General features: G+C 67.7%; 21 protein-coding genes and 1 tRNA gene. 8 read left to right on the top strand and 14 right to left on the bottom strand.

The genetic code is table 11. The features are described 5' to 3' along the window. Positions 1 to 19 precede the first annotated feature (19 nt). From BLTE_RS07635 to trmFO, 3 genes are all read right to left on the bottom strand, one after another. Positions 20 to 973, bottom strand: a complete 954-nt coding sequence (locus BLTE_RS07635) for an aspartate carbamoyltransferase catalytic subunit (RefSeq protein ID WP_126399040.1) — start codon at positions 971 to 973, stop codon at positions 20 to 22. Positions 974 to 1066: 93 nt separating this feature from the next. After that, positions 1067 to 2137 carry an AMP-binding enzyme gene (locus BLTE_RS07630; RefSeq protein WP_174769530.1) on the bottom strand — a complete coding sequence of 357 codons (1071 nt, stop codon included), beginning with the start codon at positions 2135 to 2137 and terminating at the stop codon, positions 1067 to 1069. 5 nt (positions 2138 to 2142) lie between these two features. Next, on the bottom strand, positions 2143 to 3573 hold the full coding sequence (trmFO, locus tag BLTE_RS07625; RefSeq protein WP_126399038.1) for a methylenetetrahydrofolate--tRNA-(uracil(54)-C(5))-methyltransferase (FADH(2)-oxidizing) TrmFO: 1431 nt from the start codon (positions 3571 to 3573) through the stop codon (positions 2143 to 2145). Between the two features lie 97 nt (positions 3574 to 3670). Here trmFO and BLTE_RS07620 point away from each other — a divergent pair, with 97 nt between their 5' ends. Further along, positions 3671 to 4285 (top strand): hypothetical protein, encoded by a 615-nt coding sequence (locus tag BLTE_RS07620; RefSeq protein ID WP_126399036.1) that lies wholly within the window; start codon positions 3671 to 3673, stop codon positions 4283 to 4285. Here BLTE_RS07620 and BLTE_RS07615 read toward each other — a convergent pair. Beyond that, a complete protein-coding gene (locus BLTE_RS07615) occupies positions 4239 to 5117 on the bottom strand; it encodes a patatin-like phospholipase family protein (protein ID WP_126399034.1) in 879 nt (292 codons plus the stop codon). The genes BLTE_RS07620 and BLTE_RS07615 overlap by 47 nt on opposite strands. A gap of 609 nt (positions 5118 to 5726) precedes the next feature. On the opposite strand from BLTE_RS07615, the gene BLTE_RS07610 reads away from it, so the two are divergent. After that, positions 5727 to 5816: transfer RNA gene (locus BLTE_RS07610), tRNA-Ser, on the top strand. A gap of 134 nt (positions 5817 to 5950) precedes the next feature. Here the strand turns inward: BLTE_RS07610 and BLTE_RS07605 are convergent. The 6 genes from BLTE_RS07605 to BLTE_RS18325 are packed head-to-tail and all read right to left on the bottom strand — an operon-like array spanning position 5951 to position 8894. Continuing rightward, positions 5951 to 6313, bottom strand: coding sequence for a helix-turn-helix domain-containing protein (locus BLTE_RS07605; RefSeq protein ID WP_126399032.1), 363 nt, complete (start codon positions 6311 to 6313; stop codon positions 5951 to 5953). Then, entirely contained in the window at positions 6313 to 6921 is a 609-nt protein-coding gene (locus tag BLTE_RS07600; protein ID WP_126399030.1) for a hypothetical protein, read from the bottom strand. Before BLTE_RS07600 ends, BLTE_RS07605 begins: the two co-directional genes overlap by 1 nt. Further along, the gene (locus tag BLTE_RS07595; RefSeq protein WP_126399028.1) at positions 6918 to 7487 is read right to left on the bottom strand and encodes a hypothetical protein; all 570 of its coding nucleotides are present in this window, start codon (positions 7485 to 7487) and stop codon (positions 6918 to 6920) included. Before BLTE_RS07595 ends, BLTE_RS07600 begins: the two co-directional genes overlap by 4 nt. A gap of 4 nt (positions 7488 to 7491) precedes the next feature. Then, positions 7492 to 7758, bottom strand: coding sequence for a hypothetical protein (locus BLTE_RS07590; RefSeq protein WP_126399026.1), 267 nt, complete (start codon positions 7756 to 7758; stop codon positions 7492 to 7494). Between the two features lie 14 nt (positions 7759 to 7772). Beyond that, the gene (locus BLTE_RS07585; RefSeq protein ID WP_126399024.1) at positions 7773 to 8081 is read right to left on the bottom strand and encodes a hypothetical protein; all 309 of its coding nucleotides are present in this window, start codon (positions 8079 to 8081) and stop codon (positions 7773 to 7775) included. 12 nt (positions 8082 to 8093) lie between these two features. After that, the gene (locus BLTE_RS18325) at positions 8094 to 8894 is read right to left on the bottom strand and encodes a terminase small subunit (RefSeq protein WP_126399022.1); all 801 of its coding nucleotides are present in this window, start codon (positions 8892 to 8894) and stop codon (positions 8094 to 8096) included. Between the two features lie 121 nt (positions 8895 to 9015). Between BLTE_RS18325 and BLTE_RS07575 the strand changes: the two genes are divergently transcribed. The 6 genes from BLTE_RS07575 (at position 9016) to BLTE_RS07550 (ending at position 17641) form a co-directional block, all read left to right on the top strand. Beyond that, on the top strand, positions 9016 to 9522 hold the full coding sequence (locus BLTE_RS07575; RefSeq protein WP_126399020.1) for a phage protein Gp13 family protein: 507 nt from the start codon (positions 9016 to 9018) through the stop codon (positions 9520 to 9522). Between the two features lie 15 nt (positions 9523 to 9537). Next, positions 9538 to 10074: a virion core protein, T7 gp14 family gene (locus tag BLTE_RS07570; protein ID WP_174769528.1), complete on the top strand. Its 537-nt coding sequence runs from the start codon at positions 9538 to 9540 to the stop codon at positions 10072 to 10074. Positions 10075 to 10083: 9 nt separating this feature from the next. Then, a complete protein-coding gene (locus BLTE_RS07565) occupies positions 10084 to 13185 on the top strand; it encodes a M15 family metallopeptidase (protein WP_126399018.1) in 3102 nt (1033 codons plus the stop codon). 2 nt (positions 13186 to 13187) lie between these two features. Then, entirely contained in the window at positions 13188 to 16961 is a 3774-nt protein-coding gene (locus BLTE_RS07560; protein ID WP_145988184.1) for a hypothetical protein, read from the top strand. A 35-nt stretch (positions 16962 to 16996) separates the two neighbouring features. Continuing rightward, positions 16997 to 17281 carry a hypothetical protein gene (locus BLTE_RS07555; RefSeq protein WP_126399015.1) on the top strand — a complete coding sequence of 95 codons (285 nt, stop codon included), beginning with the start codon at positions 16997 to 16999 and terminating at the stop codon, positions 17279 to 17281. 144 nt (positions 17282 to 17425) lie between these two features. Beyond that, a complete protein-coding gene (locus tag BLTE_RS07550) occupies positions 17426 to 17641 on the top strand; it encodes a hypothetical protein (RefSeq protein WP_126399013.1) in 216 nt (71 codons plus the stop codon). A gap of 567 nt (positions 17642 to 18208) precedes the next feature. Here the strand turns inward: BLTE_RS07550 and BLTE_RS07545 are convergent. From BLTE_RS07545 to BLTE_RS07525, 4 genes are all read right to left on the bottom strand, one after another. Beyond that, positions 18209 to 20029, bottom strand: a complete 1821-nt coding sequence (locus BLTE_RS07545; protein ID WP_126399011.1) for a hypothetical protein — start codon at positions 20027 to 20029, stop codon at positions 18209 to 18211. A gap of 9 nt (positions 20030 to 20038) precedes the next feature. Beyond that, entirely contained in the window at positions 20039 to 20392 is a 354-nt protein-coding gene (locus tag BLTE_RS07540) for a hypothetical protein (protein WP_126399008.1), read from the bottom strand. Between the two features lie 404 nt (positions 20393 to 20796). Beyond that, positions 20797 to 21336 carry a hypothetical protein gene (locus BLTE_RS07530; protein WP_126399004.1) on the bottom strand — a complete coding sequence of 180 codons (540 nt, stop codon included), beginning with the start codon at positions 21334 to 21336 and terminating at the stop codon, positions 20797 to 20799. Then, entirely contained in the window at positions 21329 to 22636 is a 1308-nt protein-coding gene (locus BLTE_RS07525) for a tyrosine-type recombinase/integrase (RefSeq protein WP_126399002.1), read from the bottom strand. The genes BLTE_RS07530 and BLTE_RS07525 overlap by 8 nt, the downstream gene beginning before the upstream one ends. Between the last annotated feature and the right edge of the window lie 302 nt (positions 22637 to 22938).

The following is a 22938-nucleotide window of genomic DNA, read 5'->3' as shown; positions in this document are numbered from 1 at the left end:
GACCGGCCCCCGATGGTGCTCATGCGTTCGGCAGGTGGCGGGCGAGCGCTTCGAGCGCTGCCATGCGCACGGCCACCCCCATCTCCACCTGCTCATTGATGAGGGACTGGGCGCCGTCGGCGACGCTGGAATCGATCTCGACGCCGCGGTTCATCGGCCCCGGATGCATCACCAGCGCGTCGCGCTTGGCGAAGCGCAGCTTGGCCTGATCGAGGCCGTAATAGTGGAAATACTCGCGCACCGAGGGCACGAACGAGCCGTGCATGCGCTCGCGCTGCAGGCGCAGCATCATCACGATGTCGGCGTCGCGCAGGCCCTCGCGCATGTCGCGATAGACCTCGACGCCGAAGCGGTCGATGCCGGCGGGCAGCAGCGTCGAGGGCGCCACCACCCGCACCCGCGCGCCCAGCGTGTTGAGCAGGATGATGTTCGAACGCGCCACCCGCGAATGCAGGATGTCGCCGCAGATCGCCACGGTGAGCCCGTCGATCGCCCCCTTGTTGCGGCGGATGGTGAGGGCGTCGAGCAGCGCCTGGGTCGGGTGCTCGTGGGCGCCGTCGCCGGCATTGATCACCGAGCAGTCGACCTTGCGGGCGAGCAGCGCCACCGCGCCGGAATCGCCGTGCCGGACCACCAGGATGTCCGGATGCATGGCGTTCAGCGTCACCGCGGTGTCGATCAGCGTCTCGCCCTTCTTGATCGAGGAGGAGCCGACCGACATGTTCATGACGTCGGCGCCGAGCCGTTTGCCGGCGATCTCGAACGAGGATTGGGTGCGCGTCGAAGCTTCGAAGAACAGATTGACCTGGGTACGCCCGCGCAGGACCGTGCGCTTCTTCTCGACCTGACGGTTCAGCGCGACGTACTCGTCGGCGAGGTCGAGAAGCCCGGTGATCTCGGGATAGGACAGCCCTTCGATACCGAGAAGGTGCCGGCGGTTCAGGACGAAGGAGGATTTGGGCTCGAGGGTCATGCCAAGGGCTGTCCTTAGCCGGTCTTGCCCCCGATCGACAAGCCGGACGCGGCCGGCCGGGTCCGCCGTCCCCAGCCCGATGAGCAGCCCGCCTCAGGTGCGGTCGGCGAGGTTCAGCCGGCCGGCGACGATCCGGCGCGTGGCGGCGCGTGCTTCCTCGGTCTCGGGCAGCGTGGCGACCAGATCGATCTGGTTCAGCGCCACGAGCCGCAGCACCTCCTCGTGCACGCTGCCGTCCGGGTGGCGGGGCAGGCGCTCCACCACCTGCAGCAGTTCCGGCGCCTGATCGCACCCCATCTCCTGGACGATGAAGCCGCGAATCGTCTCGGCGTCGAGGCCGGGCGCCTCGACGAACGCATAGAGGCCGCAGCCGCGGCGCGGGAACGGATAGGCGGCGACGAAGGCATCGCGCACCTGCGGATGGCGCTTCAGCCATGCCAGGATCAGCGGCCCGTCATTGGCGAGGCGCTTGCCGCCGCCCTCGCGGTCCTCGTAGCGCAGCAGGCCGCGGGTGATGGCGTTGTAGACCTTCTTGCCGGTCATCAGCCACAGCCGGGCCGGCAGCGACTTGCGGCCGAGCATGCGCCGCTCGCTGGCGGTGAGCGCCTGCGGGCAATAGCGGCGCTTGTGCTTGAGCAGGTGGCGCAGATCCTCGTGCGCCAGCACCCGGAACAGCTTGGAGCGGCGCGGAAACACCATTGCGAGCTGGAAATCGGTGAGGACCGCCTCGCCCTCGGGGCCGACCAGCCAGTTCTGCTCCTTGGCGAGGTCGTTGTGGACCACGCCCGCCCGGTGCAGGGCGTGCAGCATGCGCTTGGCGTTGCGGAACCAGGCGGGGTCGGTGGGCCGGGCCAGATGCAGCGGCAGCCCCTCGATGAACGAGCGCACCAGGAAGCCGTCGCCCGAATCGATCAGCTCCGGCCCGGCATTGAGGCCCTTGGCGGCCTTGAGCGCCGTCGCCTCGCGCCACGCGAAATGGTTGGCGATCGGCTTCACCCACCATGCCACCTCGCCGAACAGGCGGCGCACCGCCGGCAGGCGCGTGCCGTCGGCGCCGACATAGGTGCCGCGCTCGATGGTGGAGAAGGTGTCCGACTTCAGCACCAGCTCCGGCTCGAAGCGGCCGCGAGGGGTGGATGACTGTCCGAGGGTCCTGTCCGCCACGATCGTCACTCCGCCGCAGCCTTGAAGGCGCCGGCCCGCCAGCCGTCGAAGTCCGACAGCGCCCGGGCGCACAGCGCGCGCTTCTTGGCGATCGACTTCGCCGGCCCGCGCAGGCGCTCGCCATGTTCGTTACGGGTGGGGGCCGCCAGCGGCGGGAACAGGCCGAAATTGACGTTCATCGGCTGGAACGAGCGCGGCCCGGCATCGATGGTCTCGATATGGCCGCCGGTGATGTGGTTGAGCAGCGCGCCATGCGCCGTGGTCGGCGGCGGCGGCACGGCGGCGTCGCCCCGCCGCTCGGCGGCGGCGAAGCGCCCGGCCAGCCCGCCGATGGCGGCGCTCTCGACATAGCCCTCGCAGCCGGTGATCTGGCCAGCAAAGCGCAGGTGCGGCGCAGCCTTCAGGCGCAACGCGGAATCGAGCAGCTTCGGCGAGTTGAGGAAGGTGTTGCGGTGCAGCCCGCCCAGCCGCGCGAACTCGGCCTTCTCCAGCCCGGGAATGGTGCGGAACAGCCGAATCTGCTCGGCATGCTTCAGCTTGGTCTGGAAGCCGACCATGTTGAACAGCGTGCCGAGCCTGTTGTCCTGGCGCAGCTGGACGATGGCATAGGCCTTGACGGTGGGGTTGTGCGGATTGGTGAGGCCGAACGGCTTCATCGGCCCGTGGCGCAGCGTCTGGCGGCCGCGCTCGGCCATCACCTCGATCGGCAGGCAGCCGTCGAAATAGGGTGTCGCCGCCTCCCACTCCTTGAACGGCGTCTTGTCGCCGGCCAGCAGGCCGTCGATGAACGCCTCGTACTGGTCGCGGTCGAGCGGGCAGTTGATGTAGTCAGCACCCGAGCCGCCGGGCCCGGCCTTGTCGTAGCGCGACTGGAACCAGGCGACGTCCATGTCGATCGAGTCGCGGTGGACGATCGGGGCGATGGCGTCGAAGAAGGCGAGATCCGCTTCGCCGGTCAGCGCCTTGATGGCCTCGGCCAGCGGCGGGGAGGTGAGGGGGCCGGTGGCGAGGATGACGCTCTCCCAATCCGCGGGCGGCAGGCCGGTGATCTCCTCGCGGCGAATCTCGATCAGCGGATGCGCCGCGAGCGCCGCGGTGACGGCGGCGGAAAATCCCTCCCGGTCCACCGCCAGCGCGCCGCCCGCCGGCACCTGATGGGCGTCGGCGCACGCCATGATCAGCGAGCCGAGGCGGCGCATCTCGGCGTGCAGCAGGCCGATGGCGCTGGTCTCGGCATCGTCCGAGCGGAACGAGTTCGAGCATACGAGCTCGGCCAGGCCGTCCGTGCGGTGGGCCTCGGTGGCGCGGTGGGGGCGCATCTCGTGCAGCACCACCGGCACGCCGGCCTGCGCCGCCTGCCAGGCGGCTTCCGAACCGGCAAGGCCGCCGCCGACGATGTGAACCGGTGCCGTAGCGCGTGGGGTGTTGGCCGTCATTTCGGTCTTATGGGTGCGTGGGCCGCGCCGGTCAATGTCGGGGGACAAACCCGCGAAGGGCCTTCAGCCGGACGCGGAATGCACGCTAGGATATCATATGCGGTGGATCGGAGTGTTCCTTGCGGGCGCGAGCCTGTGGCTGGCCGGGCCGGCATTGGCCGGCCGTGACGAGGCGGTGAGCTATCTGGCGACCAAGTCCGTGGCCGAGCCCCAGGCGGGGCGGGTGGTGGTGTGCCACGATTTCGGCTGCGCCGAGCGGACGGTGGTGCGGCTGGGCGCGGGAGATATCGCCGATCTGAGGCGGCTGTTCGCCGGCGCCGGCAGTGCGCCGGCCGAGCGCGCAGCGGTTGCCCGGGCGATCGCTCTGCTCGAACGCAAGGTGGCGCCGGCCGCCGGCACCGGGCGCGACCGCGGCGGCCTCGACCCGATGACGCCGGAGAAGGGCCAACTCGACTGTATCGACGAGTCGACCAACACCACGAGCTATCTGGTCCTGCTCGCCGATCTCGGCCTGCTGAAGTTCCACGTGCCGGATGGTCCGGCCTCGCGCGGCTTCCTGTTCGACCTGCGCTACCCGCACCAGACCGCGGTGATGGTGGAGCGCGCGAGCGGCCGGCCCTGGGTGGTCGATTCCTGGCCGCACCCCAACGGCCAGCCGCCGGACGTCATGCCCCTGGATCAGTGGCGGAACGCCGAGCGCCGCTGGCACTGACCCGCTGCGCCTTGGCGAAGGCGGCGCCATCGCGCTGGCCGAGCGCGAACGCGGCCCGGATGCCCTCGGGGTCGGTGATATCGAACTGATGCACCGGGATCGGCTCGGACGGCTCGACATAAAGGCGGCCGGGCACCTCGGGAAGCGCGTCATAGCGGCGGGTCAGCAGCACCAGCGTGCGGCCGCCGGCCCGCTCGATCTCTGCCAGGGGCTCGACCGGCACATTGTCGACGAGGCCGCCATCGAGCGCGATTCGGCCGCCGATGCGCAGGATCGGCATGATCGGCGGCACGGTGGCGGTGGCCATCAGCGCGTCGATCAGCTCGGCCGTGGTGCGCATCGTCCGCGCCGGCACGAATTCCGGCTCGAAGCCGAGGGCGCGGCCGAAGCGCGGATGCACGGGCGCGAACAGCCGCTTCTCGATCTGGTAGGCGGCGAGCCCCAGCCAGGGCGCGGCCTGCGCCGGCAGCCAGCGGGGCGGGCGGGCGAGGGCGATTCGGAAGTCGGTGAGCGCATTGATGCGGGCGAGCGCGTCGCCCCTGAGCGTGCGCGTCACCAGCTCGCGATAGAGCCCGGCGACCGGAAACCAGGTCGGCGAGCCGGAGCGGCGGCGCCAGTCGAAATTGGCAAGGTGCGGGCCGCAGGCCGAGATCACCGTCGGCCGCACCTCGCCGATCAGGCCGAGAAGGGAATAGGCCGCCTGCCAGGCGCCGGCACTGGCGCCGACCACCAGCCGCGGCGCAAGGCCGAGGTCCTCGCGCGCGGCGTCCCAGAATCCACCCTGCCAGTAGCAGCGATTGCCGCCGCCGGCGAAGGCGATGGCGTCGAACATCTCCGAGTCTCCCGAATCCCGCCGCTCAAGCTCGCGCCAACTTGCCAGAGCGGCCGCGGCCGGTCACGCATCTTGGGCATGTTCCGCAGGGGTGGATAGCGGATCTGCGAGAAAAAATGCGACAGCTAAATGGCTTGGAGCACCCGATCCGATGCGTTCGGGCCGGATTGCGCCTTGGACCAACGGCCCCGGACGCTGACGCGTTGGGTCGTTGGCCCTCGCGGATTTTATTTTGGAAAATCAAAGATTTCGCGAAAACCCGCGATCGGGACCAACGGTCCGCTGTCGCGGCCGTTGGTATTGGTGCCGCCGGGGCGGACGGGGCCGGGCTGGACGCGCCGCCGGACAGACGGGAATGGGCATGAAACAATATCCGCCGCCTTTGGAGGCTGTTGCAGAATTGAGGCCTCCACTCCGAAAAATCAATATATAGTGGATAATTATGACATTGATGTACTATATATTGTTTTTTGCGGCGTTTCCTTTGATTCCGCAACACGCTCTTTTTCTGGAGGTTTCTCATCGACAGCCCGCTTGCCCCGCGCAAACGGCTTGGGTATGGTCCGCCACCGCTCGAGAGGGGCTCCACCCCGATTTGGCTCGGCTCGCGGAGAGGTGGCTGAGCGGTTGAAAGCACCGCACTCGAAATGCGGCATACGGGTAACCGTATCGGGGGTTCGAATCCCCCCCTCTCCGCCAGACGCCCTTGAAATTACTGGCGAATTTCAAAATTCTCTGAGCCTACCCGCCAACCAGCCCGCCATGCCATTTGCGCTTGGGCGCTACTGGATGCGACGATTCGCACCATTCGCCGGCCCGACCCGCCGCCGGCCTCAAGCCCCGCGCCATCCTGAGAAGCCGGTGGGCGCGAGGCGGACGACCCAGCCCCGTTGGTTGAGGTGTTCGACGTAAAGCCGGGTGCCGGGAAGTTTCTGCCTCAGGCCCGACATAACATTCCTCACCGCGGCTTGCTGTTTTGCCCATTGGTCTGGCCCGCCGTTCGGATCATCGGCGTAGATTACATCCGCGATCTTCTCCCCATTGAGCCAACGTCCGCGCTCTTCGATCAGCGCGAACAGCACGGCTTCTTCATCTTCGGTAAGGCCGGCGTGCAGAGCAAGCACCTCGACATCTATCGGTTCGTCGAGTTTTGTTTTGCAGCACGGGCATTCGGTCAGAGGCGGTCGGCGCGGCATCAGAGCCCCCGGCGGCGCGCCTCCTTGATGGCGGCCTTGATCAACCGAGGATCGTTCCCGGCCCCGGTGAGTTCAAGCTGTTCGATCAGCCCCGGAGTTCGCCGGTCCATCTCGACAATCAGCCGGCGCGCCGCGGCGAGATCGCCTTCGAGCGCGGCGTGGTCGGTCCGCTCGGCCTGGAGGGTGGCAAGGGCCTTCGCCATGCCGGCCTGGTTCTCCTCCTCGGTCGCGGGCGCGAAGCGGTCGGCCGCAGCCTTCACGTAGCCCAGAGCCTCGGCGAGATCGGAGGCCAGCCCGCCGGCCTCGCGCACGTCAGCGAGCAGCGTTTCGCCCGCGGCCTGGAGCGCGTGGCAACGCTCCATGTCGCCATCGTTCGCAGCCGAGATGGCAAAGCTGCCGAACGTGTCCGTTACGTCGCGCGCAGCGGCATCGTCGGCATCGGGCTCGTCCCTGAAGATCGACCGCGCGGCATCGGGCTCAGGATCGCCGGCAGCAGGCGCAGGCGGCTTGGCGTCGCCCTGGCCCGGCCCGTCCTTCCCTGCCGGCCCTGTCGCAGCCTTGGCGGCCGGCGCGTCGTTCGGGAACAACACGTGAGCGGCGTCGGTCATTCGCCATCCTCCGGCAGCAGCCTCGTGAACTTCTCGAAGATCAGCGCGGCGCGTTCGCCGACCGGGCGATCGTCAGACACGAACACGCCCTTGAGTTTCGCGTGCAGCAGATTGCTCGCGACATCTAACATCGACGGCCCAGCGGCATCATCGATCCCGGCCGCCCTAAGCGTCGACCGCAGATCAAGTTGCAGGTGGCCAATCGCGCCGATGCTCGAAACGACTGTGGCAATCGCCGCATCGACCCGAGCGCACTCGCCGATCAGCGCCTTCGCCGCGGCCTCGGCGCGACGCAGGGCGGCCTTCCGCTTGGCCTCGTCGGTCTGCTCGCGCTGTGCCGCCTCGTGTCGTTCGGCCGCGATAGCCGCCTGCCGCAGCACTGCGTGATCCTGATCCAGGCCGGCAATCTGCGCACGAATTTCCGCGATCCTCGACACCGCGGCGGCCTCGCCGGATACGGCCGAGAGCGCGAGGTCGAACGCCTCCTTGTCCAGCCTATTTTTCAGATCATTGAGCGCGCCCAGCTTGGCACGAACCTCGCCGGAGGTGGGGATATTGGCGTTCATCGCGTCACCCTCTCAGCACTTCGGCATAGGCGGTGCGGGCCGCGTCGGCGAGGCGCACCACCCGGTGCGACGGGTCGGCGATGTATTCGGTCGCGGTCCTGGCGATGGCGTTCTGGAGCCCGACCGGCACGCGGCCGGGCGAACCAGTGGCCTTCCAGAGTTCGGCGTCGGCCGCGCGAATTTGCTCGACCAAGTCGAGTGCTTGCGCCCGCTTGGCGTCGAGCTGGCCGCACAGCGCGACCAGCGCTTCGGCCTGTTCTTTCAACGTCATGGTCTTCCCTTTCTTCAGTCGATCACCCGATCAAGACGCGCGTGCAGCGACACGCCGTCGCCGCCCGTGATGGTGGCCCGGAACGTCCCAGCCGGCAGGTAGACCAGCCGCGCCCTTGCGCTCGTGATCGCGATGGCCCCGCTGTCGTCCTCGACGCTGATCCACGTCGCGCCGTCCGGACCGAGCATCTGGAGGCCGACCGTCGCGCCACCGAACGTGCCGGCGACGCTGAAGCAGTACCGGCCGGAGCGCTGACACGGGACGCCTGAGCTGGTGGCAGAGGCGGCCGAGAGCAGAGAAATGTGGTGCAGGAAATCGTTCATAGGCGCTGGCCCTCACAGATCGTCGGTTGGATCAAAGTCGGCTTGAGTGACGACGCCGGGCGCGTCACCCCACGACGGCCGCCAGTCGGCCGGTCCCGACGCTGGCAGCATGGGCCGATACGGCGGCGGCGATGGCGGCGGCGCTGGCGGAGGCTGGACGGCAGGCGCGGCGGCGACGGGCGCAGCACGGCCGGCAGAGGCCGGAGGCCTGGGCGTCGGCGTTGCGGGTTCCTCGGCGTCGTCGACCTCGTCGGCGTCGAGGTCCAGCACGTCGGGCGTGTCGAGTTCGGCGAGCCGCTGCGACGCCCTGGACAGCCGGCCGGCGAGGTCATCCACGCCCGTCAGGTTCACGTTCTCCTGGAACGCCGACACGTCGATGTGCTTGCCGATCAGCTCGATCCGCTTCACGCGATCGGAGAGCCTGACCTTGCGGACCACTCCGACCTGCCTGCGATCCTCGCCGCGGCCCTCGAACAGTTCCTCGACCTCGACGCCGGCAACGAGGCCCTGACGCCAGATCGGCGGCCATTCCTCAATGGGGCGCAGCCTGTTGTTCTCATCATAGAGGTCAGCAAGGTCGGCTTCGGCCTCAGCGACAAGCCGCTTGAGCAGCCAACTCGCGTCGATCTTTGTCTGTTCGCAGCGCTCCGCCATCGCCGCAACAATTGCCGCCTGGATTTCAGGGTTTCCGAGGAGACGGGGGCCTTGGGGATTCGCCGTGCGTGCGGAGTAGCCGGCGCGGATCGCGGCCTTTGTCGCGTTCAAGTCGATCAAATACTCTGCGCAGAAGCGCTGTTGCTTAGAGGTCAGCATGCCCCGTGTTAGCGCGGGGTAGGTTTCCGACCAAAACCGGAGCTAACAAAAGCTAACACCGCCGCAAACCATGCCCGTGCCATCGTCTGCCGCAACGATGGCAGTTCGCGGAGGTGGGAAAATGCCGGTGGACACGACCCGGAGAACGCACGCCGCCGGCCGACCAGGGAGCGGCGTTCGTCTCGAAATCGTCCCGGCCGAGCCGGCGCACATCCCCGCCATCGCGCAACGCATGCGGAGCGCCGACGTTGCCGAGGTTCGCGCCGCGTCCGGCCTGTCGCCGGCAGATGCGCTGCGCTTCGGGCTGTCCAAGTCGTCGGCGTGTTTCACGGCGTTGGTCGACGGTCGACCGGAGATCATGTTCGGCGTCGGCGACATGGACGCCGCCTCCGGCATCGGTTGCGTCTGGCTGCTCGGCACCGACGCGGTGGACCGGCATTTCCGCCTCTTCCTTCGTCAGTCCGTCGAGTGGCTGCGCAAGCTGCTGTCCCGCTATTCCGTGCTGCGCAACTTCGTCTCCGACGACAACGCCGTTTCCAAGCGGTGGCTGCGCTGGCTCGGGGCCGAATTCGGCGCTCCGATCGAGCACCGCGGGACGCGCTTCCTTCCGTTTGAACTAATGAGCTGAACAATGTGTACGGTCATGGCAGCACTTGCGGTCGGATCGACCGTCGCCGGAGTGGCGGGCCAGATGCAGTCGGCCAACGCCTCGGCCGCGGCGTCGAGCTACAATGCCTCAGTCCAGCGCGAGAACGCGCGCCTCGCCGATATGCATGCCCGTCGCGTGCTCGAAGCCGGCGCGGATGAAGAGCGAAAGCAGCGGGCCGCGACGCAGCGCCTGATCGGCAAGCAGACCGCCGGGATGGCGGCAAACGGCCTCGACATCACGTTTGGGTCGCCGCTCGACCTGATCGTCGACACGGCCACGCAAGGCGAGATCGATGCGATGACGATCCGCACCAACGCCTATCGCAATTCCGATGACGTTCGAAATCAGGCGGCCTCCTACCGCAACAAGGCGGCGCTGTACGACATGGAGGCCGACAACAGCCGCACGTCGGGCATGTTGAGCGCGGCCGGAACGGTCCTGACCGGGGCGGGTCAGGCGTACGGCCTCTCCAAGTACGGCGACAGCTACACGGGTCTTCGCAATCCGACGAAGATCGGAACGCTCTACTGAGGTCAAATCATGCCGCAAGTTCCGGAATACCAGGACACGATCAGGAGCCCCGCGCTTGAGCCGGGCGGCACGTTCCGCGACAACACCACGGCGTCTCCGGACGCTTTCGGTGCTGGCCTCGGAAAGGGAATGCAGACCCTTGGCAAAGGCATGATGGATGCCGCCGAGGCGATGGCGCGCGTCCAGCACCTCGAAGACGAGACGGTCGCTCGCTCCCGCCGCAACGCGTACATGCAAGCCAGGGATGCCCTCGACTACGGCGAAAACGGCTATCTCACCAAGGACGGTCAGGCCGCGATCGATGGCTTTCGCGACTACCAGAGCGGGCTTGAACAACTCAAGCGGCAGCATGCCGAAGGTCTGACGCCATCACAGTCGGAGCTGTTCGTAAAGTCCGTCCAACCCATGGAGACGGAAGCTCTTCGCTCCGCAATGCAGCACCGCGGGAAAGCGCTGAAGACCTTCGTCATTCAAGAAGCACAGAGCGGCGCGGAGAATTTCAAGCTTGAGGCCATCAAGAACTACGGCGACCCGGTGAAGGCGCAGACGATGTTGGCCGCTGGTCTCTCCGAAATTGATGGTCTTGGCGCGAAGCTCGGCTGGCCGGCAGAGCGGCTGCGGGCCGAGCAGCAGACCTTCATCTCCGACACCCACAAGCAGACCGCGGCGCAGATCGCGAACGACGACCCCGTTGCGGCGCTTGAGTACCTGACCAAGAACCGCACGGCGATGATCCCGACCGACCACGCCGAAGCGCTGAAGACCGTCCTTCCGATCGCCAGCCACGCCGTGACCAGCGACGCCGTCGCCACGCACAAGAGCGCGCGCGACTTCCTGACCAGCCGCCTCACCGGTGGCAAGGACGCTTCCCACGTTGCGGGCCTCGACGGTGCCTTCGCGGCAAGCCTCTCCTCCATGATCCAGGACGCACCGCCCGACATCCGCGACGGCCTGCGCATCTCCTCTGGGTTCCGCGATGCCGCGCGGCAGGCCGGCATCGTCGGCGAGAACATGGGGCGGTACGGGTTCGGTGAGGTCGACCGGGCGGCGTGGCGCGCCGACGTTGCGGCGCTCGGCCCGGAGGCGGCCGGCGCGAAGTGGGGCGACCGTCTGCGCTCTGCCGGCCTGACCAAGATGGTGGCGCTGCCCGGCCGCTCGCATCACCAGTCCGGGCAGGCCGTCGACCTGACATGGAACGGCCAGCGCCTCGACGCCGCGCCTCAACAGGTGCGGGATTGGGTGCGCGACAATGCCGACCGCTTTGGCCTGGCACTCCCCGTTGCCGGCGAGCCGTGGCACATCGAGCCGAAGGGCGCGCGCGGCGGCACGAGCGTCAGCGGCACCGCGACGGCGTATGGACCGGGCGGCGGCGGGCAGGAAGGCGGCTCTGTCGACATGCGCGAACGGCGCGTCTCGACCCTTGAGGACTACGCGGCCGGGCTGGTGCCGGACATCACCATTGCCGGAAATCCGAAATTCGAGGGCCGGCGCTACGTCATCCCCGAAATCACGTTCGTCGGGTCGGACGGCCAGCGCCGCACGCTGCGCGACGTGCCGGCCGTGGTGCGCGACACCGGCAGCGCGTTCACCGATGCACCCGAAGGGCGGTTCGACATCGCGGTGGCTCACGGCATGACGCCGGACGCCCTCGCCAAGCAGCCCTTCTCCAACACGCAGCTGCAATTCATCCCGACCGGAGACGGTGCGTCTGGCCCGGCCCTGTCGCCGCGGGTCGCGGTATCGCCGCGCATCGCGAAGGTGCTGGCCGAGCTGCCAGAGAACTACGGCGCGCGGCTGTTCGATGCCGCAACTACCGGCGTCGCGCAGGCTGAGGCCAGGGAGGCCGCGCAACTCAAGGCCCAACGCCTCGCGGCAGTCGATGACTACAAGCTGCGGATCGCCTCAGAGGACGCGGCGCTGACCCGTGACGAAATCCTGGCCGATCCGATGATCGACAACGGCGACAAGGCGGCGCTGCTGAACGAGCACGCCCGCAAATTCGGCGAGGGGCAGGAGACGCGGCAGGCCATCGCGGCGTTTCAGGCCGGGCAGCTCGTCATCGACCCGTACGACACCAACGGCAAGCAGCTGGCCGACAGTGTTTGGCAAACCCTGTCGGCCGCGGTCGACAAGGAACAGGTTCCCGCGGTGCTCGGCGAGCTGGTGCGGCAGAGCGGCGTCGTGCCGCAGCCCGTCGTGAACGCGATCCGCGGCGATCTGGCGGGCAAGTCGATTGCCGCGGTCGCCAACGCCGCCGAGATGGCCGGCAGGCTGATGCTGATCGATCCGGCCGCGCTTGGCCGCAGGGAGGGCGGGCACGAGGTCCGCGACGCCGCGGTGACGTTCGCCCATCTCACCACCAAGGTCGGGCTGTCGCGCGAGGCCGCGGCTCAACAGATCATCGACGCACGCGACCCGGAGAAGAGGCGCGAGCGCGACGCACTGATGAAGAGCGACGCCGTCAAGAAGGCGATCGACGATCAGGCCACAGAGGACCAGGTGCGCGACATCTTCGACCGCGGGCTGTTCCGGTTCGATCCCAAGCTCGGCGAGACGCCCGCCCAGACCGCGGCGATGGTCGCCGAATATCGCGACATGCTGGAGCACAGCGTGTTCGACGCGGCCGGAAACATGGACACCGCCAAGGCGCTGGCCGCCGATCGGTTCAAACGGCGCTATGGCGTTTCGGAATTCACGCTGACCGGCCCCGGCACCATAACGCGCCTGCCGCCCGAGGTCACATACCCTGCCGGCCTCGACGGCACACACGGCTATGTGCGGCAGCAGCTCATGGACGCGCTCAAGGCGGCCGGCGTGTCGGCGGATGAAGCTTTCCTTCAGTCCGACACCATGACCGACCAGGACGTCGCCGCTGGCCGGCCGGCGCGATACCGGGTTTTCTACCGCCAGTTCGACGGAATGTTCGAGCAATATCACCTGCCGTTCTTCGCGGTCGCGCCGAAGAAAGACGAGATCGCCGCGGCACGCCGGGCCGAGCACGAACAGCGGCGCGACCGCAACATGCGCTGGGCCGAAGCGGCAAGCGACCGTGACATTGACGCCGCGAAGGTGCCGTTCCTGACAACCACGCCCGAGCCGCGGGGGAACTGATAATGCCGTTCGACGAAAGCAGCCCGCTCGACCAGACGCCCGACCGTTTAAACGGACTGCCGACGCCCGAGCCCGGCACCCTCCAAACGGCCGGCGCAGCCTTCCGTCAAGAGAACCTGATCGGCTCCATCGTGTCGTCGGAGCGGCTGCGCGCCACGCTGAACGGCAGCTTCAACCGCATCGATCGCGGCTACAATGTGTTCAACGACCTCGCCGGCTACGAGGACCACGCCGACCGCTTCGAGCATGTGTTCAACGCTGACGCCGCGAAGGCGCTCAAGGCCGACATCGACCGCGAAACGCGCGACCGGAAGGTTCTCGCGGCGTCGGGCTGGACCGGGTTCGGCCTGACCGCGGCGGCATCCGTGCTCGACCCGACGTTCCTGCTGCCGGGCGGCGCGCTGGTGAAGGGCGGGCGCGCCGGCTATGCGCTTGGCAAGAGCGCGGCGAGCGTCGGCACGGCCGCAGCGGCAGCGACGGCAGTTCAAGAAGCCGGCCTCCAAGCCACCCAGGAGCTGCGCACCGCGGGCGAAACCGCAATCAACATCGGCGGCTCGGCGATCCTCGGCGGCTTGCTCGGGGCCGGCGTCGGCGGCGTCATGAGCCACGTCGAGGCCCGGCGCGCCACCGACGTCATGAACAACGCGATGCGGCCGGACTTCGACGCTGCGACTGACGAGCTGCACAAGGAGCTGGCTGGAATGACAGCCTCGCCGCAGAGCGCAGGTGCCGCGGCGGCCCCGGCCGACACACTCGACGACCTCAGCATCGCGGGCCGCGCCGCCTCCAAGGTCGCCGCCGCAACGGCCCAGCTCAACCCGGTCTTGCGCACGCTGCAAAGCCCGTCCGCGACGGTACGCAGCATCGCGTCGCAGCTGATGGAGAACCCCGTCTACCTCCGAAAAAACCTCGCGGGCGCGGGCGACACCGCTGCCGAGACCGCGATGCACGAGTGGACCCGCGGGGCCGCGGTCCAGGCGCTTGAGGCGCAGGAGGCGGCCTACCTCACGGCGCGCAAGGGCGGGCTGGTGATGACGCGCGACGAGTTCCGCAAGGCGATCGGCGCGGCGATGCGGCGCGGCGACCAGAGTGACGTGCCCGGCGCGTCCGAAGCGGCGCAGGCGTGGCGGTCGAACGTCATCGAGCCGCTGAAACAGCGCGCCATCACTGCCGGCCTCCTCCCCGAAGACGTCAACGTTTCAACGGCCGAGAGCTACTTCACGAGGTTCTGGAACCGTCACGCGATCGAGGCCAACGAAGGCGAATTCCGCCAGATCGTGCGCACATGGCTGACCGGCGAACTCGACAAGGCGACGGCGGCCGAGACCGCGCGGCTTGACCGCCGCGTTATGAACCTCAGCCGCGAGAAGACCGACATCGAGATCGGTATTTTGCGGCGCGAGGAGAACACCCGGCGTCGCATCGAAACCGGCGAGATCGGGGCGGATGATTTCGACGAAGCCGCGATCGTCAACCTCGTGCGCCGCTTCACCTCCGGCGAGCGGCCGAGGCCGCCGGAGAGCCTGTCGGGCTGGATGAAGCGCCAGCGCGGCGGCATCTACGATCCCGGCGGCGAGATCGCGGCGATCTGGCCCGAGGCGCGGCGCATTCCGGGCTTCGTGCGCAAGTCACGCCGGGGCACCGCCAACCCGGCTGGCGGCGACACGCTCGACGACCTCGTGACGCGGGCGTGGCAAGAGGGTTTTTTCAATGGCGGCGGCCGGGTCCGCGCCGGCAGCACGGCCGAGGCCGTGGGCGAGCGGCCGTCGATCCGCGACTTCCTGGACGCGCTCGACGCCGACCTGAGGGGCAACCGGGTGGTGCGCCTCGCCGACCAGGAGGCGGCTCACGCCGCCGACCAGTTCGATCAGGTGCTTGCCGCGCTCGACCGCATCGGCGTCGATTTCTCGCGACCGCTGTTCGGCACGTCCGAGGCGCTGAAGAACGTGGCCCACACCGTCAACGCCGTGCTGTCCGACATGGACCGGGGCCGCATCGCCCAGCTTGAGGGCAGGATCGGCGAGGCCCAGCAGCGCGGCCGGTTCGACTTCGTCAGCGACGCCGACCGCGAGGCGTACCTTGATGAGATCGTCGACGACATCTTCGCCAAGGTGACGGGCCGCGCGATCGACGGCGACGTTCCCGCCGGCCTTGTGGTCACGAGCCGCGGGCCGCTCAAGGAGCGCACGTTCAACATTCCTGACCGTCTGGTTGAAAAGTTCCTGGACAGCGACGCCGAGTTCGTCGGCCGGCGCTACGCGCGCATCATGGCCGCGGACATCGAGCTTGCCGAGCGGTTCGGCTCCCCCGACCTGAAGGGCCCAATCGAGAGCATCCGGGCCGAGTACGGCGAGCTGCGGCAAGCGATCGAGGCCAACCCGGACCTGCTGCCGGCCGAGCGCGCCAAGCAGCTCAAGGCCATCAACGCCCGCGAGCGCGCCGACATCCGTGACATTGAAGCCGTGCGCGACATGCTGCGCGGCAACTATCGGCCGGAAATTCAGCACACCGGATGGGCGCGGACGCTGAGCGCGGCCGGAACGCTCAACTACATGACCGCACTTGGCGGCGTCCTCATGTCGTCGCTCACCGACGCTGTTCGTCCGGCCATGGTGCATGGCCTGACCTCCTACATGCAGGACGGTCTTGGCCCGCTGATCCGCAACGTGAAGGCGGTGAAGATGAGCCGGCAGGAAGCGAAGCTTGCCGGCGCGATCAGCGAGCGGTGGCTGGCCTCGCGCCTCGCGACGCTCGCCGAGATCACCGACCCGTACGCGATGAACTCGCCGTTCGAACGGTTTCTCACCAACGCCGCGTCGGGCTTCACCAAGTTGACCGGGTTGCTGCACTGGAACGATTTCCAGAAGGGCATTGCCGCGACCATGGTGCAGAACCGCATCCTGAAGAACGCCGAGGTCGCAGCGGCAAAGGGGTTCGGTGCGCTTCCGGCCAAGGAGCGGGCCTATATGGGCTTCCTCGGCATCGGCCAGGAGCGCGCCGAGGCGCTGGGCCGGCTGTTCCAGCAGCACGGCGAGACCCTGGACGGCGTGCGCGTCGCGAACAGCGAGGCGTGGGGCGACGATCCTGCGGCGGCCGTGGTGCGGCGCGCCTACCGCGCGGCGATAAACAAGGACGTGGATTCGATTATCGTCACCAAGGGCGCGGGCGACGTGCCGCTGTTCATGTCCACGCCGGTCGGCCGCACTATCATGCAATTCAAGTCGTTCGCCATCGCGTCAAACCAGCGCGTCTTGATCCGTGGCCTTCAGGAGGACACGACGCGATTCGTCGGCGGCGTGGTCGGCATGACGGCGATCGGCGCGTTCATCTACGCGCTCAAGCAGATCGAAAGCGGGCGCGAGATTTCCAACAACCCCGGAACGTGGGTCGCTGAAGGCCTGGACCGCTCCGGCATCTTCTCCGTCGCCTTTGAGATCAACAATGCCCTGGAGAAGATCGGCGCTCCCGGCCTCTACACGGGCGCGGCGAAGCTGTTCCCCAATGCCAGCCAGCGCCAGCCGGCCAGCCGATTTTCGGTGAGATCGAAGGTCGGAACGTTCCTCGGGCCGTCGTTCGGCACCGCGACCGACGTCGTCGGGCTGATGTCGTTGGGCTTCGAGAATTTGACGCGTCGCGCCGAGGGCAAGGAAGGCGCGATCAGCGAAAGCGATATTTCGTCGGCCCGCCGCCTCGTGCCCTATGCCAGTTTGCCCTACTGGCGATGGCTGATCGATGGCATGATCGTGCCCGAGATCAAGCAGGGGGTGGCGAAATGATTGACGATCGGCACGTTGAGGCCATGAGAAACGACATGCTCCAGGCCATCACGCTCGTGAAGTCCGGGCCGGAGGGTGAAGCGGCGTTCACGCGCCGGCTGATGTCCGCGGTGGAAGGCGCGGCGCTCGGCAAGGAAAAGCTGACCGACCTCATTTCTCTGACCTACAGCGCATTGCAGGTCGCCGCGACGAACCCCGCCGACCACGGCACTGGTGTTCCGCTCGCGCCTTGGCTCCAGGACATGGCGATGCGCCTTCTCATCCCCGCGATGCGCATCGCCGGAGCGATGGAAGATCGGCCGCCCGGCCCGGTGAACTGAGGAGGTGTTGCGAATAGCGCAACATGTTGGGATAATCGCAAAACATGTTGCGTTTTCAATGGCTTGTGCGCAATGCCGCGCGCGTGCATAATCCGTCTGTCACCGATTGATGCCCTGCGGGCACAGCGAAAAAGGACGACGGACATGGCCAAAAGCAATCGTAAAACGGCGCGGCCGGACGACATCAACCCGATCGCCCTCGAATTCCAGGCGCTCGAAATCATCGCCGCCCTTGAAGACCAGATCGGCGCGGGCGCGCCGAGCTCCGCGCTCGGCAAGGCCCTGGCTGCGGCCCGCGCGCTGGCCGATGCCATCGCCGATGCGATCGAGGCGGAGATACCGCAGGCGCGCGCCGCGTGATGGCAGCACACGACCCGGCCGGCGATGCCATGTGCAGCCGGCCGGTGGCGCGTCATTGATGGCGCTTGCCGCATCAGCTAAATTGCATGCGGTGACGGCGGCCCTAGGGCCGGGTGAAGCCTGCGCAGACGGACCCGCCGCGTCGGCGTCGGCAGGAATGCTACCGCCCGGCCCGAACGCGATCTGCCCGCGCCAGCCCTTACATCCTGAGAGGCGAAGCAGCCTGTAACCTGCCGACGATTTCGCCTATAGTCAGGGCGCGGTCGGGGGCAAGCTGCGCGGACACGGCCTTGGCCCTGTCGGCAGGATCGGTTGAAATAGTACCGTCTCCCGGCCGCGCCGGCCCGGCCCCGTGACGGCCGCTTCCTCCCAATCCCCGACGTCCAGGCGCTCGACCGTAGCAGGCCGGCAGGGAAGGACGGGCTCAACATCGGTGCTTCAATGAGGGTTTCGAGGGTTTTTAGGGTTTCGTGCAGCCCATCCCCGTAAAATGTCATGTGCATGTTTATACCTGTCTGACATTTTCCGCGTTGGGGTTGGGAGAAACCCTCGAAACCCTCGAAACCCTCACCAATCGCGGTCGCTGCTCGCCTCTCGGCAGACCTGCCACACCGCCCCGAAAGCGCCGTCATTCGACACCTGCTCAATCCAGCGACCGCCGATCATCGTCTTGGCATAGCGCGCCAAGTACCGACCGAATCGTTTCGACGCGAAGGTGCCGCCGCGCCCGATGAAGCTCTCGAACACCTCGCGAGCCTCCTCGTTGCCGGCGACCAGCCGCGCAACGTCGCGGACCTGGAACCGGCCGGCCGGCAGGGCGGCGATGATCTCGGCCAACTCGGCCTTCTCTGGGTCTTCGGCGCGCTGCGCACCGACGTCACCACGACAATCGCCAGCACCGAGCCACAACAGCGCCGACCGCACCGTGTCGCTCCAGTCCTCGAATGAACCCATCGGCGTCGCGCGGTTCGGCGTGCCCGCCACGAGGTAGGCACGGACGACCGTCAGGGCGGCGGCGACCAGATCGGCCCGCTTGCGCAACGCGACCGCGGTCGCGTCGAAATCGAACCGCCGTTCGTCCGGGCGCTCACTTCTGGCGTCAAGGCGGATGCGGACAGTTCGCCGGTTCAGGTCGCCGTAAACAGAAAGGTTGTTCCCCGTTGCGCAAATGAGTGTCGTCGATGGGATGCGGACGTTCTTCGACGATCCGAGCACCCGGACAAGAACTTCCTCCTGTGTGAGGAGCTGGCAGAGCTGATCGCTCCGCAGGATGTGGGTGACGTTGTCGATGCTGATCACCTGATCGCCGGCCAGTGCTGCCGCACCGATGCGCTTTTCAAGCTCCGCTTCGTCCGGCGTCGGCGTGACCACCGCTGCCTTGCGGCCAGTCGCGAGGATCGCCGCCACGTCTACCAGGAGGCTTTTTCCTGTGCCCGCAGTCGGAGCGGTGATCGCGAACATCGGCACCGTCCGGAGGCATGGCCGCATCACCGCTGTGATGAGCAGGGCGAGCGCTGCGGCGCGGTCCGTGTTGTCGACGAAGGGCATGGCGTCGATCGGCTCGACCAGGACGTCAAGCGCCCGGGCTGCGTCACGTTTAGACGGCTTCTCGGGGATTTGCCGCCACAGGCTATCACCGACAAGCAGCAGGCCGGTCGCGGCGTCATATCCGGGCTCAGTGATGACGGTGCCGTCGTGCCGCAGCGTGGGCGCGCTGATCACCGCCCGGAGGCGCGGCACGGTCCAGCCATGGCCTTTCGCGGCCAGGATCATCCGCGCCACCTCTGCCGGGGCATCACATGGAACGAACTTGTCGGCGCGCCCGTCGAATTTAAAAAAGCGCGCGTTGCGCGTCAGCGCCTCAACGAGGGCCGCATCGGAAAGCGGCGTGATGACAACCGAACCGTTCGGCCGCTGCACGTTCTCGCCCTGCTTCGAAACCGTCAACGTGCCGGTCGGCGTGGCATAGGTGACGGCCCGAACCAGATCGTCGCCACGCGCGTAGATGCCGAGCGTCGGGCTTGAAAGAACCTCCATCGCACGATCAACCGCGCGGTGAATTTCGCCCTTCACAACGTAGATGGGCGACGTTCCGGGCGGCACGTATGTTTCATGCCTCACCCCTTCCGCCTTGCGCTTCTTCTTGCCGGCAGGGATGGCCGCAGCCGGCTCCGGTTCCGCCACTGGCGGCGGTTCCGGCTCCGGCACCACAGGTGGCGTGGCCGGAGTGTCATCCCCGCCAGCGCCCGGCGGTGTCCACTCCCTCAGGTTCTCGCGCACGAGCGTATCAAGCTCATCCTTCGTCCACCCGTCATCGCAGGCATCGGCACAGTCCCACCCCTTCGGCGGGCGCGCGCCCGACCGGTAGTCCTCGAAGCTGTAGAGCATCGGAGCGCCTTAAATCTGATCGACGTCAGCCGGGAGCCCATATTTCCGTTCGAGCTTTTCGACCCACTCGCGGACCCGGAGGACGAAGCCGGCCGCGCATTCGATCTGGCTGCATTCGTACTGCGCAGCCGCATCCCAGAACATGGGGCGCACCGAGGTTTCCGGAAGCGCTCCACCGAGGAGCGCGCGGCCGAGAAACTTGTCCGCCCGTCGCGCATTCCGCCACAGCTTGATGAGCATCCCCAACTCGGCGTCGTTCAATTCACCCGTCGCTGCCAAGACATGCATGCGCAGGTCGATCGCGTCGATCTCAGGATGGTCGAGCGGAATGCGGATAGAGCGTCCGATGGTTTTGGATTTCATGATGTCGCCCTCACAGTGTTGCGGCGGGCGGCGTCGTGGTGTAAAAGTCGCAACGTCCAATCGCGATCACCATGACCCGCCCCGGCTTGGAAACGAGCCGGGGTTTTCCTTTCCCCGGCATGGTGTGCGTCAGGCCGCAGACGCGGCGCGCGCGGCTTCCCACCGCTCAATATCGGACAGCCGCCAGCGCGTGCAGCCGGGCGACATCCGAACGGGCTTGGGGAATGATGCGTCAGTCCTGGCCCGACGCCACACGGTCGCAATGGAAGTGCTGTGGCGCTCCGCGAGCTGCTTGACGGACAGGTATCGCTCACCGTTGTTCATGCTCCACCTCGTTGAAGTCAGTTGCTTCGAGGGCGAAGGTGGATCAAACGGAGTCACGCTGGGAGTGACTTTAATTCAGGTCATTTTCCGGGAAGCGGTAGCGATGTGGTCAAGACGCTCTCTCCGCGCTCGACGACACCGCGCCGCCACGCCTCGTGATGGGCGGCGCGCCGCTCGTCGGCGACCACACGCTTGCGGTGGCGCTCGACCACATGGACGCCGAGGTGCCGCCGGTCTGTCCGGTCAAGACGTTCGGCGCGCGTCAGCGAGGGCCTGCCCCGCCGCGCGCGGGTGGCAGCGCGCAGCTTGCCGGCGAGCCGATGAACGAGGCGCGGGGCGAGCGCGATCCAAGCCCGCGCCTCGACGACGGTGACGAAAGCGACCGCACCATCGCGCGGAACGTTCGCGGCGAACACGATCGCCCGTCGCCTCCGCGCGGCCTTCGTGCGGAGCACATCGGCAATGAGTTGCAGGCGGCGCAACAAATCATCAGGCGGCCCCGTCAGGACAGTTCCGCCCTGTTCCGCGTAGTGCGGGATGGCGACGGTTTCGAGCCACCGGGCGGCAGCGTCGGCCTCCCGCGCAGTGATCTGAATTTGAACCTCCCCAGTTTTACGCAACGCCGCGCTCCAGTCGAACCACGTTCGCGACCGCGGCCTCCCGGCCGGCGAGGAAGTCCGCCCACGCCGCCATCATGGCCCGCCGCTTCTCGATCTGGTCGCCGCGGCGGTAGGCGGCTTCGACCGCGTTCGCCACCTTGTGGGCAAGAGCGATCTCGGCCATGTCACCAGGGAAGTGCGTCCGCTCAGCCACCCAATCACGGAAGGTGCTGCGGCACGCCCCGTGCGGGACGGCCGGGCGCTTGCTTGCCCGATCCACGAAGCCCGGGCCGCCCGCCGCGAGGTCGGCCTCGTGCAGACGCCGCATGGTCGCGCTCAACGTCATATCGGACAGTTCGCCGCCGCGCGCCGCCGGGAACACGAGGTCACACCCCTCATGCCGCGGCAGCGCCTTCAGAAGCGTCACGGCGTCGGGCGAGAGCGGCACGCGATGCTCCTTGCCGGCCTTCATCCTGGCGGCCGGAACCGTCCAGATGCCGGCAGAAAGGTCGATCTCGTCCCAGCGTGCGCCCCTGACCTCCTGCGACCGCGCGGCGGTCAGCGCGGCGAACTCAAGCGCACGGCTGCCCACGCCCTCGCGCTGACGCAGGGCGGCGAACCATCGCGGCGCGTCGTCGATCTGAAGGGCTGGGTGATTGTCCGCCTTGGCGACCTTCGACGGCGCGGGAAGCAACTCCCTAAGGTTGCCTCGCCAGCGAGCCGGATTGTCGCCCGAGCGATGGCCCGCGACCGTGGCCCACGCCAACACCGCCTCGATACGACCGCGCAGCCGCGCAGCCGTTTCGGTCTTGGTCTGCCAGATAGGTTCGAGAACGCGCAGCACGTCATGCACGCCGATCTCGCTCACCAGCATGGGGCCGAGGGCCGGCGCGGCGTAGGTGTCGAGTGTCGAGCGCCATTGCGCCCGGTGCTTCTCGTTCCGGAAGGCGTCGAGCTTGGCAGCGAGACAGCGCTCGACCGCATCGGAGAAGGTCAGTCCTCGCCGCTGGACCGCGGCGAGCGCGGCGCGTGCGGCCTTTCGTTGCTCGACCGGATCGACCCCGCGGCGGATCAGCTCCTTCGCCTCGCGGGCGCGGTCGCGGGCCATGGCGAGCGGTACGTCCGGGAACCCGCCGAGGCCGATTTCGCGCCGCCGCGCGCCGACCTGGACGCGGAGGAGCCAGGTCCGGCCACCGGCAGGGGTGATCTGCAAGAGGAGCCCGGCCACGCCCCCAACCGCGAAGGTCACGTTTCCGGTACCGCCGGGGTGGCTCAGCCGCTTCACGTCGAGCGCTGACAGCTCCTTGGCAACGCGCGGCATCTGGCACCCCCATTCCTACCCGCCAAAAAGGATGCGCCAGACCGCGACGGGTTGCAACAGGCTAATACGTGGCGAGAGCTAACCTACTCTGAGAAGACACCTATTCTGAGACGGGATGCGACGGTCCGAGCCTGGAGCATGGCGGCCTCCCTCTCCGCCAGTTTTATTTCCTATCCGCCAGTCCCCCCCCCCCAAAAAATTCTCCTTGAGATTCAACGCTTCAAGCCGCAACGAGCAGGCCCGTGTCGAAGCGTGTATCCTCCAATGTATCCCAAACCGTAGCCCGCGGCGGCGCCCGCCCG

This window comes from Blastochloris tepida (genome assembly GCF_003966715.1).
Classification (GTDB): Bacteria; Pseudomonadota; Alphaproteobacteria; order Rhizobiales; family Xanthobacteraceae; genus Blastochloris; species Blastochloris tepida.
Note: the sequence above shows the minus strand (reverse complement) of the source record. Positions and strands in the feature narration are given on the sequence as shown.

Excerpts from the sequence above, each read along its gene's own strand:
- BLTE_RS07590 (WP_126399026.1), bottom strand. The coding sequence starts at position 7,758 with ATGACGTTGAAAGAACAGGCCGAAGCGCTGGTCGCGCTGTGCGGCCAG.
- BLTE_RS07620 (WP_126399036.1), top strand. The coding sequence starts at position 3,671 with ATGCGGTGGATCGGAGTGTTCCTTGCGGGCGCGAGCCTGTGGCTGGCC.
- BLTE_RS07545 (WP_126399011.1), bottom strand. The coding sequence starts at position 20,029 with ATGCTCTACAGCTTCGAGGACTACCGGTCGGGCGCGCGCCCGCCGAAG.
- BLTE_RS07595 (WP_126399028.1), bottom strand. The coding sequence starts at position 7,487 with ATGAACGCCAATATCCCCACCTCCGGCGAGGTTCGTGCCAAGCTGGGC.
- BLTE_RS07635 (WP_126399040.1), bottom strand. The coding sequence starts at position 973 with ATGACCCTCGAGCCCAAATCCTCCTTCGTCCTGAACCGCCGGCACCTT.
- BLTE_RS07585 (WP_126399024.1), bottom strand. The coding sequence starts at position 8,081 with ATGAACGATTTCCTGCACCACATTTCTCTGCTCTCGGCCGCCTCTGCC.
- BLTE_RS07550 (WP_126399013.1), top strand. The coding sequence starts at position 17,426 with ATGGCCAAAAGCAATCGTAAAACGGCGCGGCCGGACGACATCAACCCG.
- BLTE_RS07575 (WP_126399020.1), top strand. The coding sequence starts at position 9,016 with ATGCCGGTGGACACGACCCGGAGAACGCACGCCGCCGGCCGACCAGGG.
- BLTE_RS07600 (WP_126399030.1), bottom strand. The coding sequence starts at position 6,921 with ATGACCGACGCCGCTCACGTGTTGTTCCCGAACGACGCGCCGGCCGCC.
- BLTE_RS07565 (WP_126399018.1), top strand. The coding sequence starts at position 10,084 with ATGCCGCAAGTTCCGGAATACCAGGACACGATCAGGAGCCCCGCGCTT.
- BLTE_RS07570 (WP_174769528.1), top strand. The coding sequence starts at position 9,538 with ATGGCAGCACTTGCGGTCGGATCGACCGTCGCCGGAGTGGCGGGCCAG.
- trmFO (WP_126399038.1), bottom strand. The coding sequence starts at position 3,573 with ATGACGGCCAACACCCCACGCGCTACGGCACCGGTTCACATCGTCGGC.
- BLTE_RS07555 (WP_126399015.1), top strand. The coding sequence starts at position 16,997 with ATGCTCCAGGCCATCACGCTCGTGAAGTCCGGGCCGGAGGGTGAAGCG.
- BLTE_RS18325 (WP_126399022.1), bottom strand. The coding sequence starts at position 8,894 with ATGCTGACCTCTAAGCAACAGCGCTTCTGCGCAGAGTATTTGATCGAC.
- BLTE_RS07525 (WP_126399002.1), bottom strand. The coding sequence starts at position 22,636 with ATGCCGCGCGTTGCCAAGGAGCTGTCAGCGCTCGACGTGAAGCGGCTG.
- BLTE_RS07540 (WP_126399008.1), bottom strand. The coding sequence starts at position 20,392 with ATGAAATCCAAAACCATCGGACGCTCTATCCGCATTCCGCTCGACCAT.
- BLTE_RS07560 (WP_145988184.1), top strand. The coding sequence starts at position 13,188 with ATGCCGTTCGACGAAAGCAGCCCGCTCGACCAGACGCCCGACCGTTTA.
- BLTE_RS07615 (WP_126399034.1), bottom strand. The coding sequence starts at position 5,117 with ATGTTCGACGCCATCGCCTTCGCCGGCGGCGGCAATCGCTGCTACTGG.
- BLTE_RS07605 (WP_126399032.1), bottom strand. The coding sequence starts at position 6,313 with ATGCCGCGCCGACCGCCTCTGACCGAATGCCCGTGCTGCAAAACAAAA.